Origin of the sequence: Nocardioides sp. LS1 (assembly GCF_003865225.1) — a bacterium.
In the GTDB taxonomy this organism is placed as follows: Bacteria; Actinomycetota; Actinomycetes; order Propionibacteriales; family Nocardioidaceae; genus Nocardioides; species Nocardioides ginsengisegetis.
Genome location: NZ_BIFF01000001.1, coordinates 400345 through 414078, shown reverse-complemented (window position 1 = coordinate 414078; position 13734 = coordinate 400345). Strand labels below are relative to the sequence as shown.

Annotated in this window: 12 protein-coding genes; 6 read left to right on the top strand and 6 right to left on the bottom strand. The window is 71.3% G+C overall.

The window, feature by feature from the left end:
- Positions 1–37: 37 nt before the first annotated feature.
- Together EJF31_RS01960 and EJF31_RS01955 are read left to right on the top strand one after the other, a co-directional pair.
- Positions 38–1495, top strand: a complete 1458-nt coding sequence (locus EJF31_RS01960; RefSeq protein ID WP_125035417.1) for a lysyl oxidase family protein — start codon at positions 38–40, stop codon at positions 1493–1495.
- A 215-nt stretch (positions 1496–1710) separates the two neighbouring features.
- On the top strand, positions 1711–2919 hold the full coding sequence (locus EJF31_RS01955) for a peptidase S8 (protein WP_125035416.1): 1209 nt from the start codon (positions 1711–1713) through the stop codon (positions 2917–2919).
- A 171-nt stretch (positions 2920–3090) separates the two neighbouring features.
- Here the strand turns inward: EJF31_RS01955 and EJF31_RS01950 are convergent, their stop codons facing one another.
- From EJF31_RS01950 to EJF31_RS01935, 4 genes are all read right to left on the bottom strand, one after another.
- Positions 3091–4056, bottom strand: coding sequence for an electron transfer flavoprotein subunit alpha/FixB family protein (locus EJF31_RS01950; protein WP_125035415.1), 966 nt, complete (start codon positions 4054–4056; stop codon positions 3091–3093).
- 20 nt (positions 4057–4076) lie between these two features.
- The gene (locus EJF31_RS01945; RefSeq protein ID WP_125035414.1) at positions 4077–4865 is read right to left on the bottom strand and encodes an electron transfer flavoprotein subunit beta/FixA family protein; all 789 of its coding nucleotides are present in this window, start codon (positions 4863–4865) and stop codon (positions 4077–4079) included.
- Positions 4866–5021: 156 nt separating this feature from the next.
- Positions 5022–5354, bottom strand: coding sequence for a hypothetical protein (locus tag EJF31_RS01940; protein ID WP_125035413.1), 333 nt, complete (start codon positions 5352–5354; stop codon positions 5022–5024).
- Positions 5354–6133 carry an enoyl-CoA hydratase/isomerase family protein gene (locus EJF31_RS01935; RefSeq protein ID WP_125035412.1) on the bottom strand — a complete coding sequence of 260 codons (780 nt, stop codon included), beginning with the start codon at positions 6131–6133 and terminating at the stop codon, positions 5354–5356. The genes EJF31_RS01940 and EJF31_RS01935 overlap by 1 nt, the downstream gene beginning before the upstream one ends.
- Positions 6134–6260: 127 nt before the next feature.
- On the opposite strand from EJF31_RS01935, the gene glgX reads away from it, so the two are divergent.
- Entirely contained in the window at positions 6261–8429 is a 2169-nt protein-coding gene (gene glgX / locus EJF31_RS01930) for a glycogen debranching protein GlgX (protein ID WP_125035411.1), read from the top strand.
- 3 nt (positions 8430–8432) lie between these two features.
- Here glgX and EJF31_RS01925 read toward each other — a convergent pair whose 3' ends face one another.
- Together EJF31_RS01925 and EJF31_RS01920 are read right to left on the bottom strand one after the other, a co-directional pair.
- Complete coding sequence (locus EJF31_RS01925) at positions 8433–9113, bottom strand: response regulator (RefSeq protein ID WP_125035410.1); 681 nt, start codon at positions 9111–9113, stop codon at positions 8433–8435.
- Entirely contained in the window at positions 9113–10747 is a 1635-nt protein-coding gene (locus tag EJF31_RS01920) for a sensor histidine kinase (RefSeq protein ID WP_221767420.1), read from the bottom strand. Before EJF31_RS01920 ends, EJF31_RS01925 begins: the two co-directional genes overlap by 1 nt.
- Before the next feature lie 134 nt (positions 10748–10881).
- Between EJF31_RS01920 and EJF31_RS01915 the strand changes: the two genes are divergently transcribed.
- The 3 genes from EJF31_RS01915 (at position 10882) to EJF31_RS01905 (ending at position 13706) form a co-directional block, all read left to right on the top strand.
- On the top strand, positions 10882–11721 hold the full coding sequence (locus tag EJF31_RS01915; protein WP_125035409.1) for an ABC transporter ATP-binding protein: 840 nt from the start codon (positions 10882–10884) through the stop codon (positions 11719–11721).
- Positions 11711–12586 (top strand): ABC transporter permease, encoded by an 876-nt coding sequence (locus tag EJF31_RS01910; RefSeq protein WP_221767419.1) that lies wholly within the window; start codon positions 11711–11713, stop codon positions 12584–12586. Before EJF31_RS01915 ends, EJF31_RS01910 begins: the two co-directional genes overlap by 11 nt.
- Positions 12587–12650: 64 nt before the next feature.
- Entirely contained in the window at positions 12651–13706 is a 1056-nt protein-coding gene (locus EJF31_RS01905; RefSeq protein WP_125035408.1) for an ABC transporter substrate-binding protein, read from the top strand.
- Positions 13707–13734: the final 28 nt, after the last annotated feature.

The window sequence follows — 13734 nt, the reverse complement described above, 5'->3', positions numbered from 1 at the left end:
ACTCGGGGCTCGCCACTCCTCCGTGAAGGACACGCCCGTGCACCCCCGTCGCCGCACTCCCCTCGTCACCGTTGTCGTCGCCGCGCTCGGGCTGGCCGCCGCAAGCCTCGGGTCGGGCTCGGCCGCCGCCGCTCCCGCGGCCGAGCCCGCCCCGGCGGTCACCCTGTGGGCGCCTGCCACCCTCACGGTCACGGCCTACGACAAGCACGCCTACACCGACCTCGGACTGAAGCTGATCGCGGGCGACGCTCCCTTCGAGCTGTGGTCGACCCGACCCGCCTACGACCAGCTGATCCACACCGTGTGGCGCGGCCCCTCCGGCGACGTGGCGCTGCCCGACGGGGCGATGAAGGACTTCAACAGCATCCGGCGGTTCGTCACGCTCACCATCACCCCGGCCAACGGCGACCCGGCCCGCTCGGTCAACCGCAAGGCCTGCCTCAACGGGTGGTCCGAGCGGGTGCGGCCGGACGCGCCGCCGCGGTCGCCGTACCCCCGTGGCTGCTGGTACAACCCCTACTCCCTCGGCTCGGTGCAGGGCATCCAGGCCGGCTGGGCGGCGCCGTTCCTCCAGCAGGAGCGGCCGCTGAAGCTCGCCCCGGGGAGCTACACCGTCACCGCGACGATCAACCCGGCGTACGCCGGCCCGCTCGGGCTCACCGGCGACACCGCCACCCGCACGATCGCCCTGACCGTGGAGAACGGCGACGCGCCCGCCGTCGCTCGCCGGGTCTCCCCCACCGCGCGGCCCGCGGCGCACCGCCCGACCGGCGCGACCGGCGGCCAGCTGGCCGGCCCGACGCCCGACCTGCGCGCGCTGCCCGCGTGGGGCATCCAGATGGCGCGCAACGGCAACTACCTGAACTTCTCCGCGACCGTGTGGAACGGCGGTGACAGCCCGCTCGTCGTGGACGGGTTCCGCCGCGAGGGCGAGGACCTGATGGACGCCTACCAGTACTTCTTCGACGCCAACGGCAACCAGACCGGCTACCAGCAGGTCGGGCAGATGCACTGGGACCCGCGCCCGACCCACCAGCACTGGCACTTCGAGGACTTCGCCCGCTACGTGCTGCTGCGCGCCGACCACACCGAGGCGGTCCGGTCCCGCAAGGAGGCCTTCTGCCTGGCCAACACCGACGCCGTCGACCAGACCGTGCCCGGCGCCAGCTGGAACCCCGAGAACACCGACCTCTCCACCGCCTGCGGCGACCTGGGCTCGCTGTCGATCCGCGAGGTGCTCGCGTCGGGCTGGGGCGACACCTACGGCCAGTTCCGCGCCGGCCAGTCCTTCGACCTCAAGGGCCTGCCCAACGGCACGTACTACGTCGCGGTGATCGCCAACCCCGACGGTCGGCTCGTCGAGTCGGACACCACCAACAACACCTCGTTCCGCGAGGTCGTGATCGGCGGCAAGCCCGGCGCCCGCACCGTCACCGTCCCGCAGGTCGGGCTGGTCGTCGAGCCGACGTACGACCAGGGGCCTCCGGTCGACTAGGGGCGGTCTGGACGACCAGTCCAGGCGCGGGCACGGACACGTCGTACGGCGCCCCGGCCGGCAGGCGTGCCGACGCCAGCGCACGTCCGGGACGTTCCCGCATCGCCCGGTCGCGGTATTCACTTCCGCCCGCGGGCGGCTCACAGTTGCAGGTTCCAGACCCGTGTCGGCGGGCACTCCTGCCTGACCCGGGACGACGACCGGAGGAGCACCACGTGAGCAAGCCCTGGACGACCCGAGCCGCCGGAGCCGCGGCCCTCCTCCTCGTGGCGTCGGGGCTCGGCGCCCTGTCCGCCGCCTCCGCCACGGCGACGCCCGGCCACGGCCCGCGCCTGCACGCCGTGCGCGTGTGCACCGCGACCCTCGCCAAGGGTGAGGCGAACTGCCACGCCAAGGTCCTCGTGGACAGCAAGGGCGCCTACCCGGCGTCGACCTCGCCGCCGGCCAGCGGCCTGGACCCGGCCGAGCTCAAGGAGGCCTACAAGCTCACCGGCCTCACCTCCGGTGGTCGCACCGTCGCGATCGTCGACGCCTTCGGCTACCCCAACCTCGAGCGGGACCTGGCGACCTACCGCAGCCAGTTCGGCCTCCCGCCCTGCACGCGTGCCAACGGCTGCCTGCGCATCATCGACCAGACCGGCGGCACGGCCCTCCCGCGCCTCGACGTCGGCTGGGCGCAGGAGCAGGCGCTCGACGTCGACGCGGTCTCGGCGGCCTGCCCCGACTGCAAGATCCTCGTGGTGCAGGCCAGGACGAACTCCTTCGCCAACCTCGGCGCCGCCGTCGTCACGGCGTCCAACCAGCCGGGCGTGGTGGCGATCTCGAACAGCTACGGCGGCGGCGACGCTGCGGACGCGACGTACGGCGCCTACTACAACCACCCGGGCATCGCGGTGACCGCCTCGACCGGCGACAACGGCTACCAGGGCGGCAGCTACCCCGCGTCCTCGTCCTACGTCACCGCCGTCGGCGGCACCTCGCTGGTCAAGGACTCCAGCGCCCGCGGCTGGTCCGAGAGCGTCTGGAGCGGCGCGGGCTCGGGCTGCTCGTCGTACAACGCGGCGATCGCGGCTGCCTCGACGTTCGACACCGGCTGCACGCGGCGGGCGATGGCCGACGTGGCCGCCGCCGCGGACCCGGGCAAGGGTGGCCTGGCGGTCTACTACCCCACCAGCAGGAACGGCTCGACCTGGGGCCAGTTCGGCGGCACCAGCGAGTCCGCCCCGATCATCGCGGCGGTCTACGCGCTCTCCGGCAATACCGCGGGTTACGCGAACGCGATCCCCTACGGCCACGCGGGCAGCCTGTTCGACGTCACCGCGGGCACCAACGGCAGCTGCCCCACGACCCAGTGGTGCACCGCACGGTCCGGCTGGGACGGGCCGACCGGGCTCGGGACCCCCAACGGCGCGGGAGCCTTCTGACCCCCTCGGAGGTCGAATCGGGATTTGTGACCACTCCAATCGGGAGTTCTGACCATCGCCGCGGGCCTGGGTGGCCACAAGTACCGACTCATGTGTCCAGATGTACCGATTCGACATGCCGACGGCCCGCCCGGATGATCCGGACGGGCCGTCGTACGACGTGGGCTGGACTCAGCCCTTGCGCTTGTTGATCTCCTCGGTGGCGGCGGGGAGGACCGTGTGGAGGTCACCCACGACACCGAAGTCGACGAGCTCGAAGATCGGGGCCTCGTCGTCCTTGTTGACCGCGACGATCGTCTTCGAGGTCTGCATGCCGGCGCGGTGCTGGATCGCACCGGAGATGCCGTTGGCGACGTAGAGCTGCGGCGAGACCGTCTTGCCGGTCTGGCCGACCTGGAAGCTGTGCGGCATCCAGCCCGAGTCGACGGCCGCACGCGAGGCACCCACGGCCGCGCCGAGCGCGTCCGCGAGACCCTCGATGGGCTCGAAGTTGCCGCCGGTGCCACGACCACCGGAGACCACGATGGCGGCCTCGGTGAGCTCGGGACGACCAGTCGCCTTGCGCGGCTGGGAGGCCACGATCTGCGCGGTCTTGGCGGCGTCGGAGATCTCGGCCGTGAACTCCTCGACCGTGCCGGCGCCCGCGGACTCCTCGGGCGTGGCGGCGTTGGGCTTCACGGTGATGATCGGCGTGCCCTTGGTGACCTTCGCGGTCACCGTGAAGTTGCCGGCAAACACGCTCTGCGTGGTCACCGGGCCCTTGTCATCTCCGGCCTGGACGTCGACGGCGTCGGTGATCAGGCCCGACTCGAGCTTGATCGCGAGACGACCGGCGATCTCCTTGCCCTCGTAGGAGGACACGATCAGCACGGCAGCGGGCGAGGTCTTGGCGACCAGCTGCTGCAGCGCCTCGGCCTTCGGCGCGACGAGGTAGCCCTTGATCTGGCTGTCCTCGACGGCGTAGATCTTCTCGGCACCGTAGGCCTTGAGCTTCTCGGCGACCTCGGCGGTCTTGCCGGCGTCGCCGATGAAGACCGCGGACGGCTCACCGAGGCGCTTGGCGATGGCGAGCAGCTCGAGGGTGGGCTTGCGGACGGCTCCGTCGACGTGGTCGACGAGAACGAGAACTTCAGACATCTCTATCTCTCTCCCGGTCCTCAGATGAACTTCTTGGCGGCGAGGAACTCGGTCAGCGCCGTGGCACCCGAGCCGTCCTCGTCGGTGACGATCTCGCCGGCGGTGCGCGGCGGCCGGGCCGTGGTCTCCTCGACCTCGGTCCAGGCGACCGACAGGCCGACGTCACCGGCGTCGACACCCAGGTCGGCCAGCGACCAGGTCTCCAGCGGCTTCTTCTTGGCCGCCATGATCCCCTTGAAGGAGGGATAGCGGGCCTCGCCGGTCTGGTCGGTGACCGAGAGGACCAGCGGCATGGTGCCGCCGATGACCTCGGTCGCGGTGTCGCCGTCACGCTTGATGCGGACCTGGTCGCCCTGGGTCTCGATGACCGAGGCGAAGGTGACCTGCGGCAGGCCGAGACGCTCGGCCAGCATCGCCGGCACCACGCTCATCCCGCCGTCGGTCGAGGCCATGCCGCAGACGATCAGGTCGGCGGGGCCGGCCTTCTCGACGGCCTTGGCCAGCACCAGCGAGGTCGCGATGGCGTCGGAGCCGGCGATCGCCTCGTCGGAGACGTGGATGCCCTTGTCCGCACCCATCTGGAGTGCCTTGCGGACCGCGTCCAGGGCCTTCTCGGGCCCGATGCAGACAGCGGTCACCTCGGTGTCGTCGCCGGCCTTCTCCTTGATCTGGAGGGCCTGCTCGACGGCGTACTCGTCCAGCTCGGAGAGCAGGCCGTCGACGCCGACTCGGTCAACGGTGTTGTCCGACTCGAACTGCCGGTCGGCAGTCGCGTCGGGAACGTACTTCACGCAGACAACAATGTTCATGGTGGTGTGGCCTTGACGGCCCCTCCTGTGCGCTCGTGGTGGCACTCGATCGTGGTCGCGAGGTTACCGGGGCGTAGATGTCGCGTCACGGCGTCTCGCGGTGGGAACCGTCACAGCGTCGAGAAGGTCACACGGCCCCCCTCGCACGCCCCCGGCCTACGGCCGGATGACCCGCTCGACGATCCGGCCGACGACCAGCCAGGCGACGGCGCCCAGGCCCCAGTTGAAGAGGGCGTTCTTGGTCGTGGCGTCCTGGCCGGTGAAGTGCTTGATGCCGTCCTGGCGGGAGAAGACGCCCAGGTCGACCCGATCGGCCGTGTCGATCACGAACTTCACCAGCGAGTTGCCCGCGTTGGCGTCCAGGGCGACCAGCAACGCGCCGACGGCCAGGAACAGCGCCGCCAGCGCGAACAGCAGCCACACGACCCGGGCCACCTGCGTCCGGACCTTCGTCACCGAGCTCACCGCCACCTCGGACCTCCTCTTCATCATCGTCCCCTGAACTCGGCCTTGCCGGGGCCGTTCTCGACGAAGGAGCCCATGCCGATGGCCCGGTCCTCCGTCGCGAACAGCGCCGCGAACTGCTGGCGCTCGATCTCGAGACCGGTCTCGAGGTCGGTCTCGATGCCGCGGTCGATGCTCTCCTTGGCCGCGCGGACGGCGTACGTCGCTGCCGTCGAGAACTGCCCGGCCCAGGCGAGCGCCTCGGCGTAGACGTCGGCGGCCGGGAACACCTTGTCGACCAGGCCGATGGCCAGCGCCTCGTCGGCCTTGACGAAGCGGCCGGTGAAGATGAGGTCCTTGGCGGTGCTCGGGCCGACCAGGCGGGTCAGCCGCTGGGTGCCGCCGGCGCCCGGGATGATGCCGAGCAGGATCTCCGGCTGGCCGAGCGTTGCGTCGTCGGCGGCGAAGCGGACGTCGGCGCACAGCGCCAGCTCGCACCCGCCGCCCAGCGCGTAGCCGGTGATCGCGGCGACGACCGGCTTGGGGATGCGCGCGACCGCGGTGAAGGCCGACTGCAGGCCGCCGGAGCGCTTGACCATGTCCGTGTAGGACATGTCGTTCATCTCCTTGACGTCGGCGCCGGCCGCGAAGACCCGCTCCCCGCCGTAGACGACCACGGCCTTGACGTCGTCGCGGTCGGTGGCCTCGGCGGCCGCCGCCCGGATCTCCTCCTGCACCTGCACGTTGAGTGCGTTCATCTTCGGCCGGTCCAGGCGGATGGTGCCCACGCCGTCGGCTACTTCCAGTCTGACGAACTCACCCATGGTGTCGATTCACTTCCTGTTCGGGTCCTGCTCTGGTCCTGCTCTGGTCTTGGTCGGGCGCCCTCGGTTGCCGGCGCCCCGGTGGGCATTCTGCCGTCACCCCCGGAAGTCGTGGACAATGCGTCTGGTGACCCCCGGAATCTGGAGCCACCCGGGCCAGACGGCCAAGGTGTGGCCAGGCCGCAACTACCCGCTCGGCTCGACCTGGAGCGAGGAGTCGACGAACTTCGCGGTCTACGCGCCCGCGGGCACCCAGGCCTGGGTCTGCCTCTTCGACGAGGACGACGTCGAGACCCGCCACCAGCTCACCGAGCGGTCGCTGGGCATCTGGCACGGCGCGATCCCCGGGGTGCGTCCCGGCACGCGCTACGGCTACCGGGTCGCGGGGCCGTGGCAGCCGTCCGAGGGGCTGCGCTTCAACCCCCACAAGCTGCTGCTCGACCCCTACGCCCGTGCGATCTCCGGGGCGCTCACCCCCGAGCCGGCCGTCTTCGGCTACGTCCAGGGCAGCCCCGAGGAGCGCAACCTCGAGGACTCCGCACCCTACGTCCCCCGCAGCGTCGTGGTCGAGGACGACACCTTCGACTGGGGCGGCGACACCCCGATGCACCGGCGGTGGCGCGACACCGTCATCTACGAGATGCACGTCAAGGGGATGACCGCCCTGCACGACCGGGTGCCCCACGAGCTCCGGGGCACGTACGCCGGCCTCGCGACGCCCGCGGTCATCGACTACCTCCGCGACCTCGGCGTGACGGCGGTCGAGCTCCTGCCGGTCCACCAGTTCGTGTCCGAGCCGCCGCTGACGCACCGCTGGACCTCGAACTACTGGGGCTACAACTCCATCGGCTACTTCGCCCCGCACCACGAGTACGCCGCGTCCGGCGACCGGGGCGGGCAGGTGACGGAGTTCAAGCAGATGGTCAAGGCCTTCCACGACGCCGGGCTCGAGGTCATCCTCGACGTGGTCTACAACCACACCGCCGAGGCCGGTCCGCTGGGCCCGACGCTGTCGTTCCGCGGGCTGGACGACCGCGGGTTCTACCGCCGGGTGCAGCCCGAGCGCGACAAGAAGACGACGCTGCTGGCCTTCAACGACACCTACTGGGACGTCACCGGCTGCGGCAACACGGTCGACTCCTCCAACCCGCTGGCGCTGCGGATGATCCTCGACTCGCTGCGCTACTGGGTGACCGAGATGCACGTCGACGGCTTCCGCTTCGACCTGATGTCGGCGCTGACCCGCACCGGCTACGACATCGACATGCAGTGCGCGCTGCTCGTCGCGATCGGCCAGGACCCGATCCTGCGCCACGTGAAGCTCGTCGCCGAGGCGTGGGACGCGTCCATGGACGGCTACCTCGTGGGCCGGATGCCGCCGCCGTGGGTGGAGTGGAACGACCAGTACCGCGACACGATCCGCGACTTCTGGCGTGGCCACTCCTCGGGCATCCGCACGGTCGCGACCCGGCTCGCCGGGTCGTCGGACCTGTACGCCGACGACGGGCGGTCGGCGTACAACTCGGTGAACTTCGTGACCGCCCACGACGGCTTCACCCTGCGCGACCTGGTCTCCTACGACCACAAGCACAACGAGGCCAACGGCGAGGACAACCGTGACGGCACCGACAACAACCGGTCGTGGAACCACGGTGTCGAGGGTGAGACCGACGACGACGGCATCGTGGCGCTGCGCCGGCGGCAGGCCGCCAACCTGATGGCGTCGCTGTGCCTGTCCAACGGGGTCCCGATGATCACCGCCGGCGACGAGCGCGGCCGGACCCAGGGCGGCAACAACAACGCCTACTGCCAGGACAACGAGACGTCCTGGATCGACTGGTCAACCGACGACGCGTGGCTCGACGTCTACGACATCACCAAGCAGGCGCTGCGGCTGCGGCGCGAGCACCCGGCCCTGCGGCAGCGGCACTGGTTCGAGGGACGCCCGGCGATCCGGGGCGGCCCGAAGGACCTCGCGTGGCTGCACCCGTCCGGGCGCGAGATGACCGGCGACGACTGGCACGACGAGTCGATGACCGTGGTCGCGATGTTCGTCTCCGGCGCGCCCCTGCGCTCCCCCGGTCCGCGCGGGGAGCAGCAGGTCGACAAGTCCTTCATGATCTACCTCAACGCCGGCGCCCGGCCCGTGCGGATCGAGCTGCCGGAGAACGACTGGGTGCAGGCCGGCGAGGTCGTGCTGTCGACAGACTTCAAGCTGCCGATCGGCACGCCGGTCAAGGCCGGCGACCGGTTGATGCTGGGCAGCCGCTCGCTGCTGGTGCTGCGGCAGACCTAGGCGTCAGGTCGGGGGAGCGCCCAGCCACTCGAAGCAGTGCTCGGGACGCCCGGTCGAGCCGTAGCGCAGGGTCAGCCGGACGTGCCCGTCGCGGGCCAGGTCGGACAGGTAGCGCTGCGCGGTGGCCCGCGATACGCCTGTGGCCTCGGCGACCTCGACGGCCGTGAGCGCGTCACCGGCCGACCGCAGCGCGTCGGTGATGGCCACGGACGTGACGGGCGAGCGGCCCTTGCGGGCCGTGGCGACCGGGGAGTCGGCCATCCGGAGCGTCTGCAGCGCCCGGTCGACGGCGGTCTGGTCGAGGTGGGCTCCCCCACCGAGCTGCCTCCAGAAGCGCCCGAACGCCACCAGCCGCTCGACCAGGACCGAGGGAGGGAACGGCTTGAGCACGTAGTTGACCGCGCCGCCCGCGAGCGCGCGACGCACCACCGCGGAGTCCTCGGCGGCGCTGACCATGAGCACCGCCGCGGGCAGGTCGCGGATGATCGAGGAGCCGTTGGCGTCGGGGAGGTACTCGTCGAGCAGCACCAGGTGCGGCGCGAGCTCCCCTGCCAGCCTGACCGCGTCGGCGGCGGTGTGCGCGAGGCCGACGACCTCGAAGCCCTCCGCCGCGGCGACGTACGACGCGTGGAGCTGCGCGACGCGGAAGTCGTCGTCGACCACCAGCACCCGGATCGGGTTCATCACCCCTGCCTCTCCCGGGCGCCGGTCAGCACCCGCACCAGCCGGGCCTCGAAGACCGCGCCGTGGTCCTCACCGCCGGCCTCGACGATACGCACGTCCCCGCCGTGGGCGCGGGCCGTGTGCCGGGCCAGCGCCAGCCCGATGCCGTGGCCCGGGGCGCCTCCAGGCTCCGCGTCGCGGGTGGTGAAGCCGTGGTCGAAGACCTGCTCGACGTGCTCGGCCGGCACGCCCTCGCCGCTGTCGACGACGTGGACGAGGAGGTCGACGCCGTCGCCGAGCAGCGTCACCTCGACCCAGCGCGGCTCCCGGGCGCCCTCGGCAGCGGCCCGGATCCCGTTGTCGAGCAGGTTGGCCACGACGGTGACGGTGTCGAGCGGGTGGGACAGCCGGTCCTCGAGCCAGGTGGACTCCGAGACCCGCAACGTCACCCCCGCCTCCGACGCGGCGGCGGACTTCGCGGCGAGGAGACCGGCGAGGTAGGGGTCGTCGACGCCGGAGACCCAGGTGCCCTGCTGGCTCAGCGAGGAGAGGTACTCCCCCGCCTCCTCGACGTCCCCGTGGTGCAGCAGCCCGGTCAGGGTGTGCAACCGGTTGGAGTGCTCGTGGGCCTGCGCACGGAGCGCGTCGGTCAGCGCCCGGGTCGCCTCCAGCTCGCGGGCCAGCTCGTCGAGGTCGGTGCGGTCCCGCAGGATCAGCACCGTGCCGAGGTCGCGGCCCTCGCGCTGCACGACCAGGCGGGTGGCCAGCACGACACGGCCGCCAATCACGCGCAGGGCGCCGGCCGGGGCGGGCTGCTCGGCGAAGAGCCCGAGCACCTCAGGACCGAGCCCGGTGTCGGCGATCGACGTACCTCGTGAGAGGTCGCGGCCCAGCAGCCGGGTCGCCTCGGGGTTGCTCACGGTCACCCGCCCGCGGGGATCGACGGCGAGGACGGCGTCCCGGACGCCACCCAGGACGGCCGCGTGCTCCCGGACCAGGTCGGCCATCTCCTCGGGCTCCAGGCCGAGCGTCGTACGACGGAGTCGGCGCGCCAGCAGGACGGCACCGGCGATGCCCAGGGCCAGCGGCGGGAGCGCGACCAGGCCGAGGAGGATCACCAGCTTGCGGGTCTCCGCGTCGAGCTCGGAGATCGCGATGCCGACGCTGACCTCGCCCACGACGTCGCCGGCCTCGTTGCGCAGGGGCACCTTGCCGCGCGCGGAGTAGCCGAGCGTGCCCTGCTCGATGGCCACGACCTCCCGGCCACCGAGCGCCTCCTCGGGACTGGTGCTGACCGGCTTGCCGATGTTGGCGAGCGTCGGGTGGCTGTAGCGGATCCCGCGGGCGTCGGTGACGACGACGTACAGCGCGCCCGTGCCGAGCCGCATCCGCTCGGCCACGTCCTGCACGGGTCCGTCGGGGTCGGGGGTGCCCGAGGTGACCATCCCGGCGAGGCCAGGCTCGGAGGCCATCGCCCGCGCGATCGCGAGCGCCCGCTGCTCGTACTGCTTCTCCAGGTCGTTGCGCAGCACCGCCGCCGAGGTGGCCAGCGAGACCAGCACGACGAAGGTCAGCAGCAGCGCGAGCGCCACCACCGCCTGGGTGCTGAGCGCCAGGCGGTGCCCTCGGAAGGGACGTCGAAGGGGCCAGCGCACCCGGTCACTGTAGGGCCCGGGAACGGTCGCCGAGGCGGCGTGAGCACAACGCGCAGAACGCGACTTGTGCGGTGATCGCCCACAACCGGCGCAAGGCTGGTGACGGTCGTCACTCGCTCCTACGGTCCTCTGCCATGACCCAGACCACACCCCATCGATCGCCCGGCGCGGGCCCGGCGGCGATCTCGCTGCGGGACGCCACCAAGCGCTTCGCGACCAAGAGCGGAGACCCGTTCACCGCCCTGCGCGACGTCACCCTCGACGTCGCCGCCGGCGAGTTCGTCTCCATCGTCGGGCCGACCGGCTGCGGCAAGTCCACGACCCTCTCCCTCGTCTCCGGCCTCGAGCCGGCCTCGGCGGGGACGGTCCGCGTGCACGGCGCCCCGGTCGCCGGCATCCCCGACGGCGTGGGCTACATGTTCCAGGCCGACGCGGTCCTGCCCTGGAAGAACGTGCTCGACAACGTCGCGCTCGGGCTTCGCTACCGCGGCGCCTCGAAGGCCGCCGCCAACGAGCGGGCCCGCGACTGGATCGAGCGGGTCGGCCTGGCGGGCTTCGAGGACCGCTACCCCCACCAGCTCTCCGGGGGCATGCGCAAGCGGGTCGCGATGGCCCAGACGCTGATCACCGAGCCGTCCCTCCTCCTGCTCGACGAGCCCTTCGGCGCCCTGGACGTCCAGACCCGCGAGCTCATGCAGGACGAGCTCCTGCGGCTGTGGTCCGGCACCGGCGCCGCTTGCGTCTTCGTCACCCACGACCTCACCGAGGCCATCAGCCTGGCCGACCGCGTGGTCGTGATGACCGCCGGTCCGGCCACCGTGAAGGACGTCGTCACCATCGACCTCCTGAGGCCGCGGAAGGTCGAGGAGATCCGGCTGACCCCCGAGTTCATCGAGCTCTACAAGCAGGTCTGGGACAGCCTCCGCGAGGAAGTCGAGATCACCCGTGCGAGAGGAGCCTCCCGTGTCGCTTGACACCCCGGTCCAACACCGGACCACCACCGCCCCGGCCGCGCCCGCGGCCACCCGTCGCCCGCGGCGGCGTCGTACGTCGCAGTCGTGGGCGACCCACGCCGTCCGCGCCGCCCTGATCGTCGTGTGGCTCGGCTCGTGGGAGATCACCGCCCGCACGGTGATCGACCCCTTCTACTACTCGATGCCCAGCCAGATCTGGGACAAGCTCGTCATCTGGTTCACCGACGGCACCTCGCAGGGCTCGATCTGGGCCAACATCGCGGTGACCCTCGAGGAAGCCGTGCTCGGCTTCGCCCTGGGCACCCTCGCCGGCGTCGTCCTGGGCGTCGTGCTCGGCCGCAGCCGGTTCGTCGCGGACGTGCTCGCGCCGTTCATCAAGGGCGCCAACGCCATCCCGCGCATCGTCCTGGCCTCGCTGTTCGTGATCTGGTTCGGGCTCGGGATGTCCTCGAAGGTCGCCACGGCGTTCGTGCTGGTCTTCTTCGCGGTCTTCTTCAACGCCTTCCAGGGCGCCCGCGAGGTCGACAAGGTGCTCGTGGACAACGCCCGGATCCTGGGCGCGAGCCGCTGGGACCTGATGCGGTCGGTGATCCTGCCCAGCGCGACCTCGTGGATCCTCGCCAGCATGCACGTGGCCTTCGGCTTCGCGCTGATCGGCGCGATCGTCGGCGAGTACACCGGGGCCGACCAGGGCCTCGGCCTGCTCATCAACCACTCCCAGGGCAACTTCGACGCCGCCGGCATCTACGCCGGGATGCTCATCACGACCGTGCTCGCCCTCGTCGCCGAGTGGCTGATCACCCAGCTCGAGGTCCGGCTGACCTCGTGGCGGCCGCCGGCCAGCGGCCAGGCCTCCGGGCTCTGACGCCTCCCTGACCCACCCTCACCCACCCATCCACCGGGCACCGCCCGGGAAGGAGCGCTCCACCATGCGCAAGAACACCGCCCGCCGGGTCTCCGTGGCCCTCGTCTCCCTGGTCGCGGCCAGCTCACTGGCCGCCTGCCGCAGCAACAGCTCCAGCGCCGAGCACGGCGACGCCGCCAGCGGCCGCCCGACCGTCACGATCATGGTCGGCGGCATCGACAAGGTGATCTACCTGCCGGCGATGCTGACCGAGAAGCTCGGCTACTTCGACGACGAGGGCGTCGACGTGAAGCTGCTCACCGAGCCGTCGGGAGCGACCGCCGAGAACGTCCTCGTGGCCGGCAAGGTCCAGGGCGTGGTCGGCTTCTACGACCACACGATCACCCTGCAGGCGCAGGGCAAGTGCATCGAGAGCGTGGTGCAGCTCGCGAAGGTCCCCGGCGAGGCCGAGGTGGTCTCGACGTCGGCCGCCTCCTCGCTGGGCGGAGCGGCGGACTTCTCGGGCAAGAAGCTCGGCGTCACGTCCCCGGGATCGTCGACCGACTACCTGACGCAGTACCTCTCCACCAAGAACGGCATCGAAACCTCCGACTACACCACCGTCACGGCCGGTGCAGGCTCGACGTTCCTCGCCGCCCTGTCGAACGGTGGCATCGACGCCGGCATGACCACCGACCCGACGATCGCGACCGTGGTGTCCAAGGGCCTGGGCAAGGTGCTGATCGACATGCGCACCGAGGAGGGCACCAAGGCGGCGCTCGGCGGCCTCTACCCGGCGGCGTCGATGTACATGGACTGCGCGTACGTGGACGAGAACCCCAAGACCGTGCAGAAGCTGGTCAACGCGTTCGCGCACACGATGAGGTGGATCGGCTCGCACACCGCAGCTGACATCGCGGCCGAGATGCCCACCGACTACAACGGCGGCGACCCGGCGCTCTACGAGAAGGCGATCGGCGACTCCTCGCCGATGTTCACCACCGACGGCCGGATGCCCGAGGGCGGCCCCGAGACCGTGCTCGACGTGCTCGGCACCTTCTCCGACGTGGTGAAGGCCAAGAAGGACGACATCGACCTGTCGAAGACCTACACCACGGAGTTCGTCGACAACGTCAGCTGACCCGTCGTACGGCGAAGGCCGGTCCGCA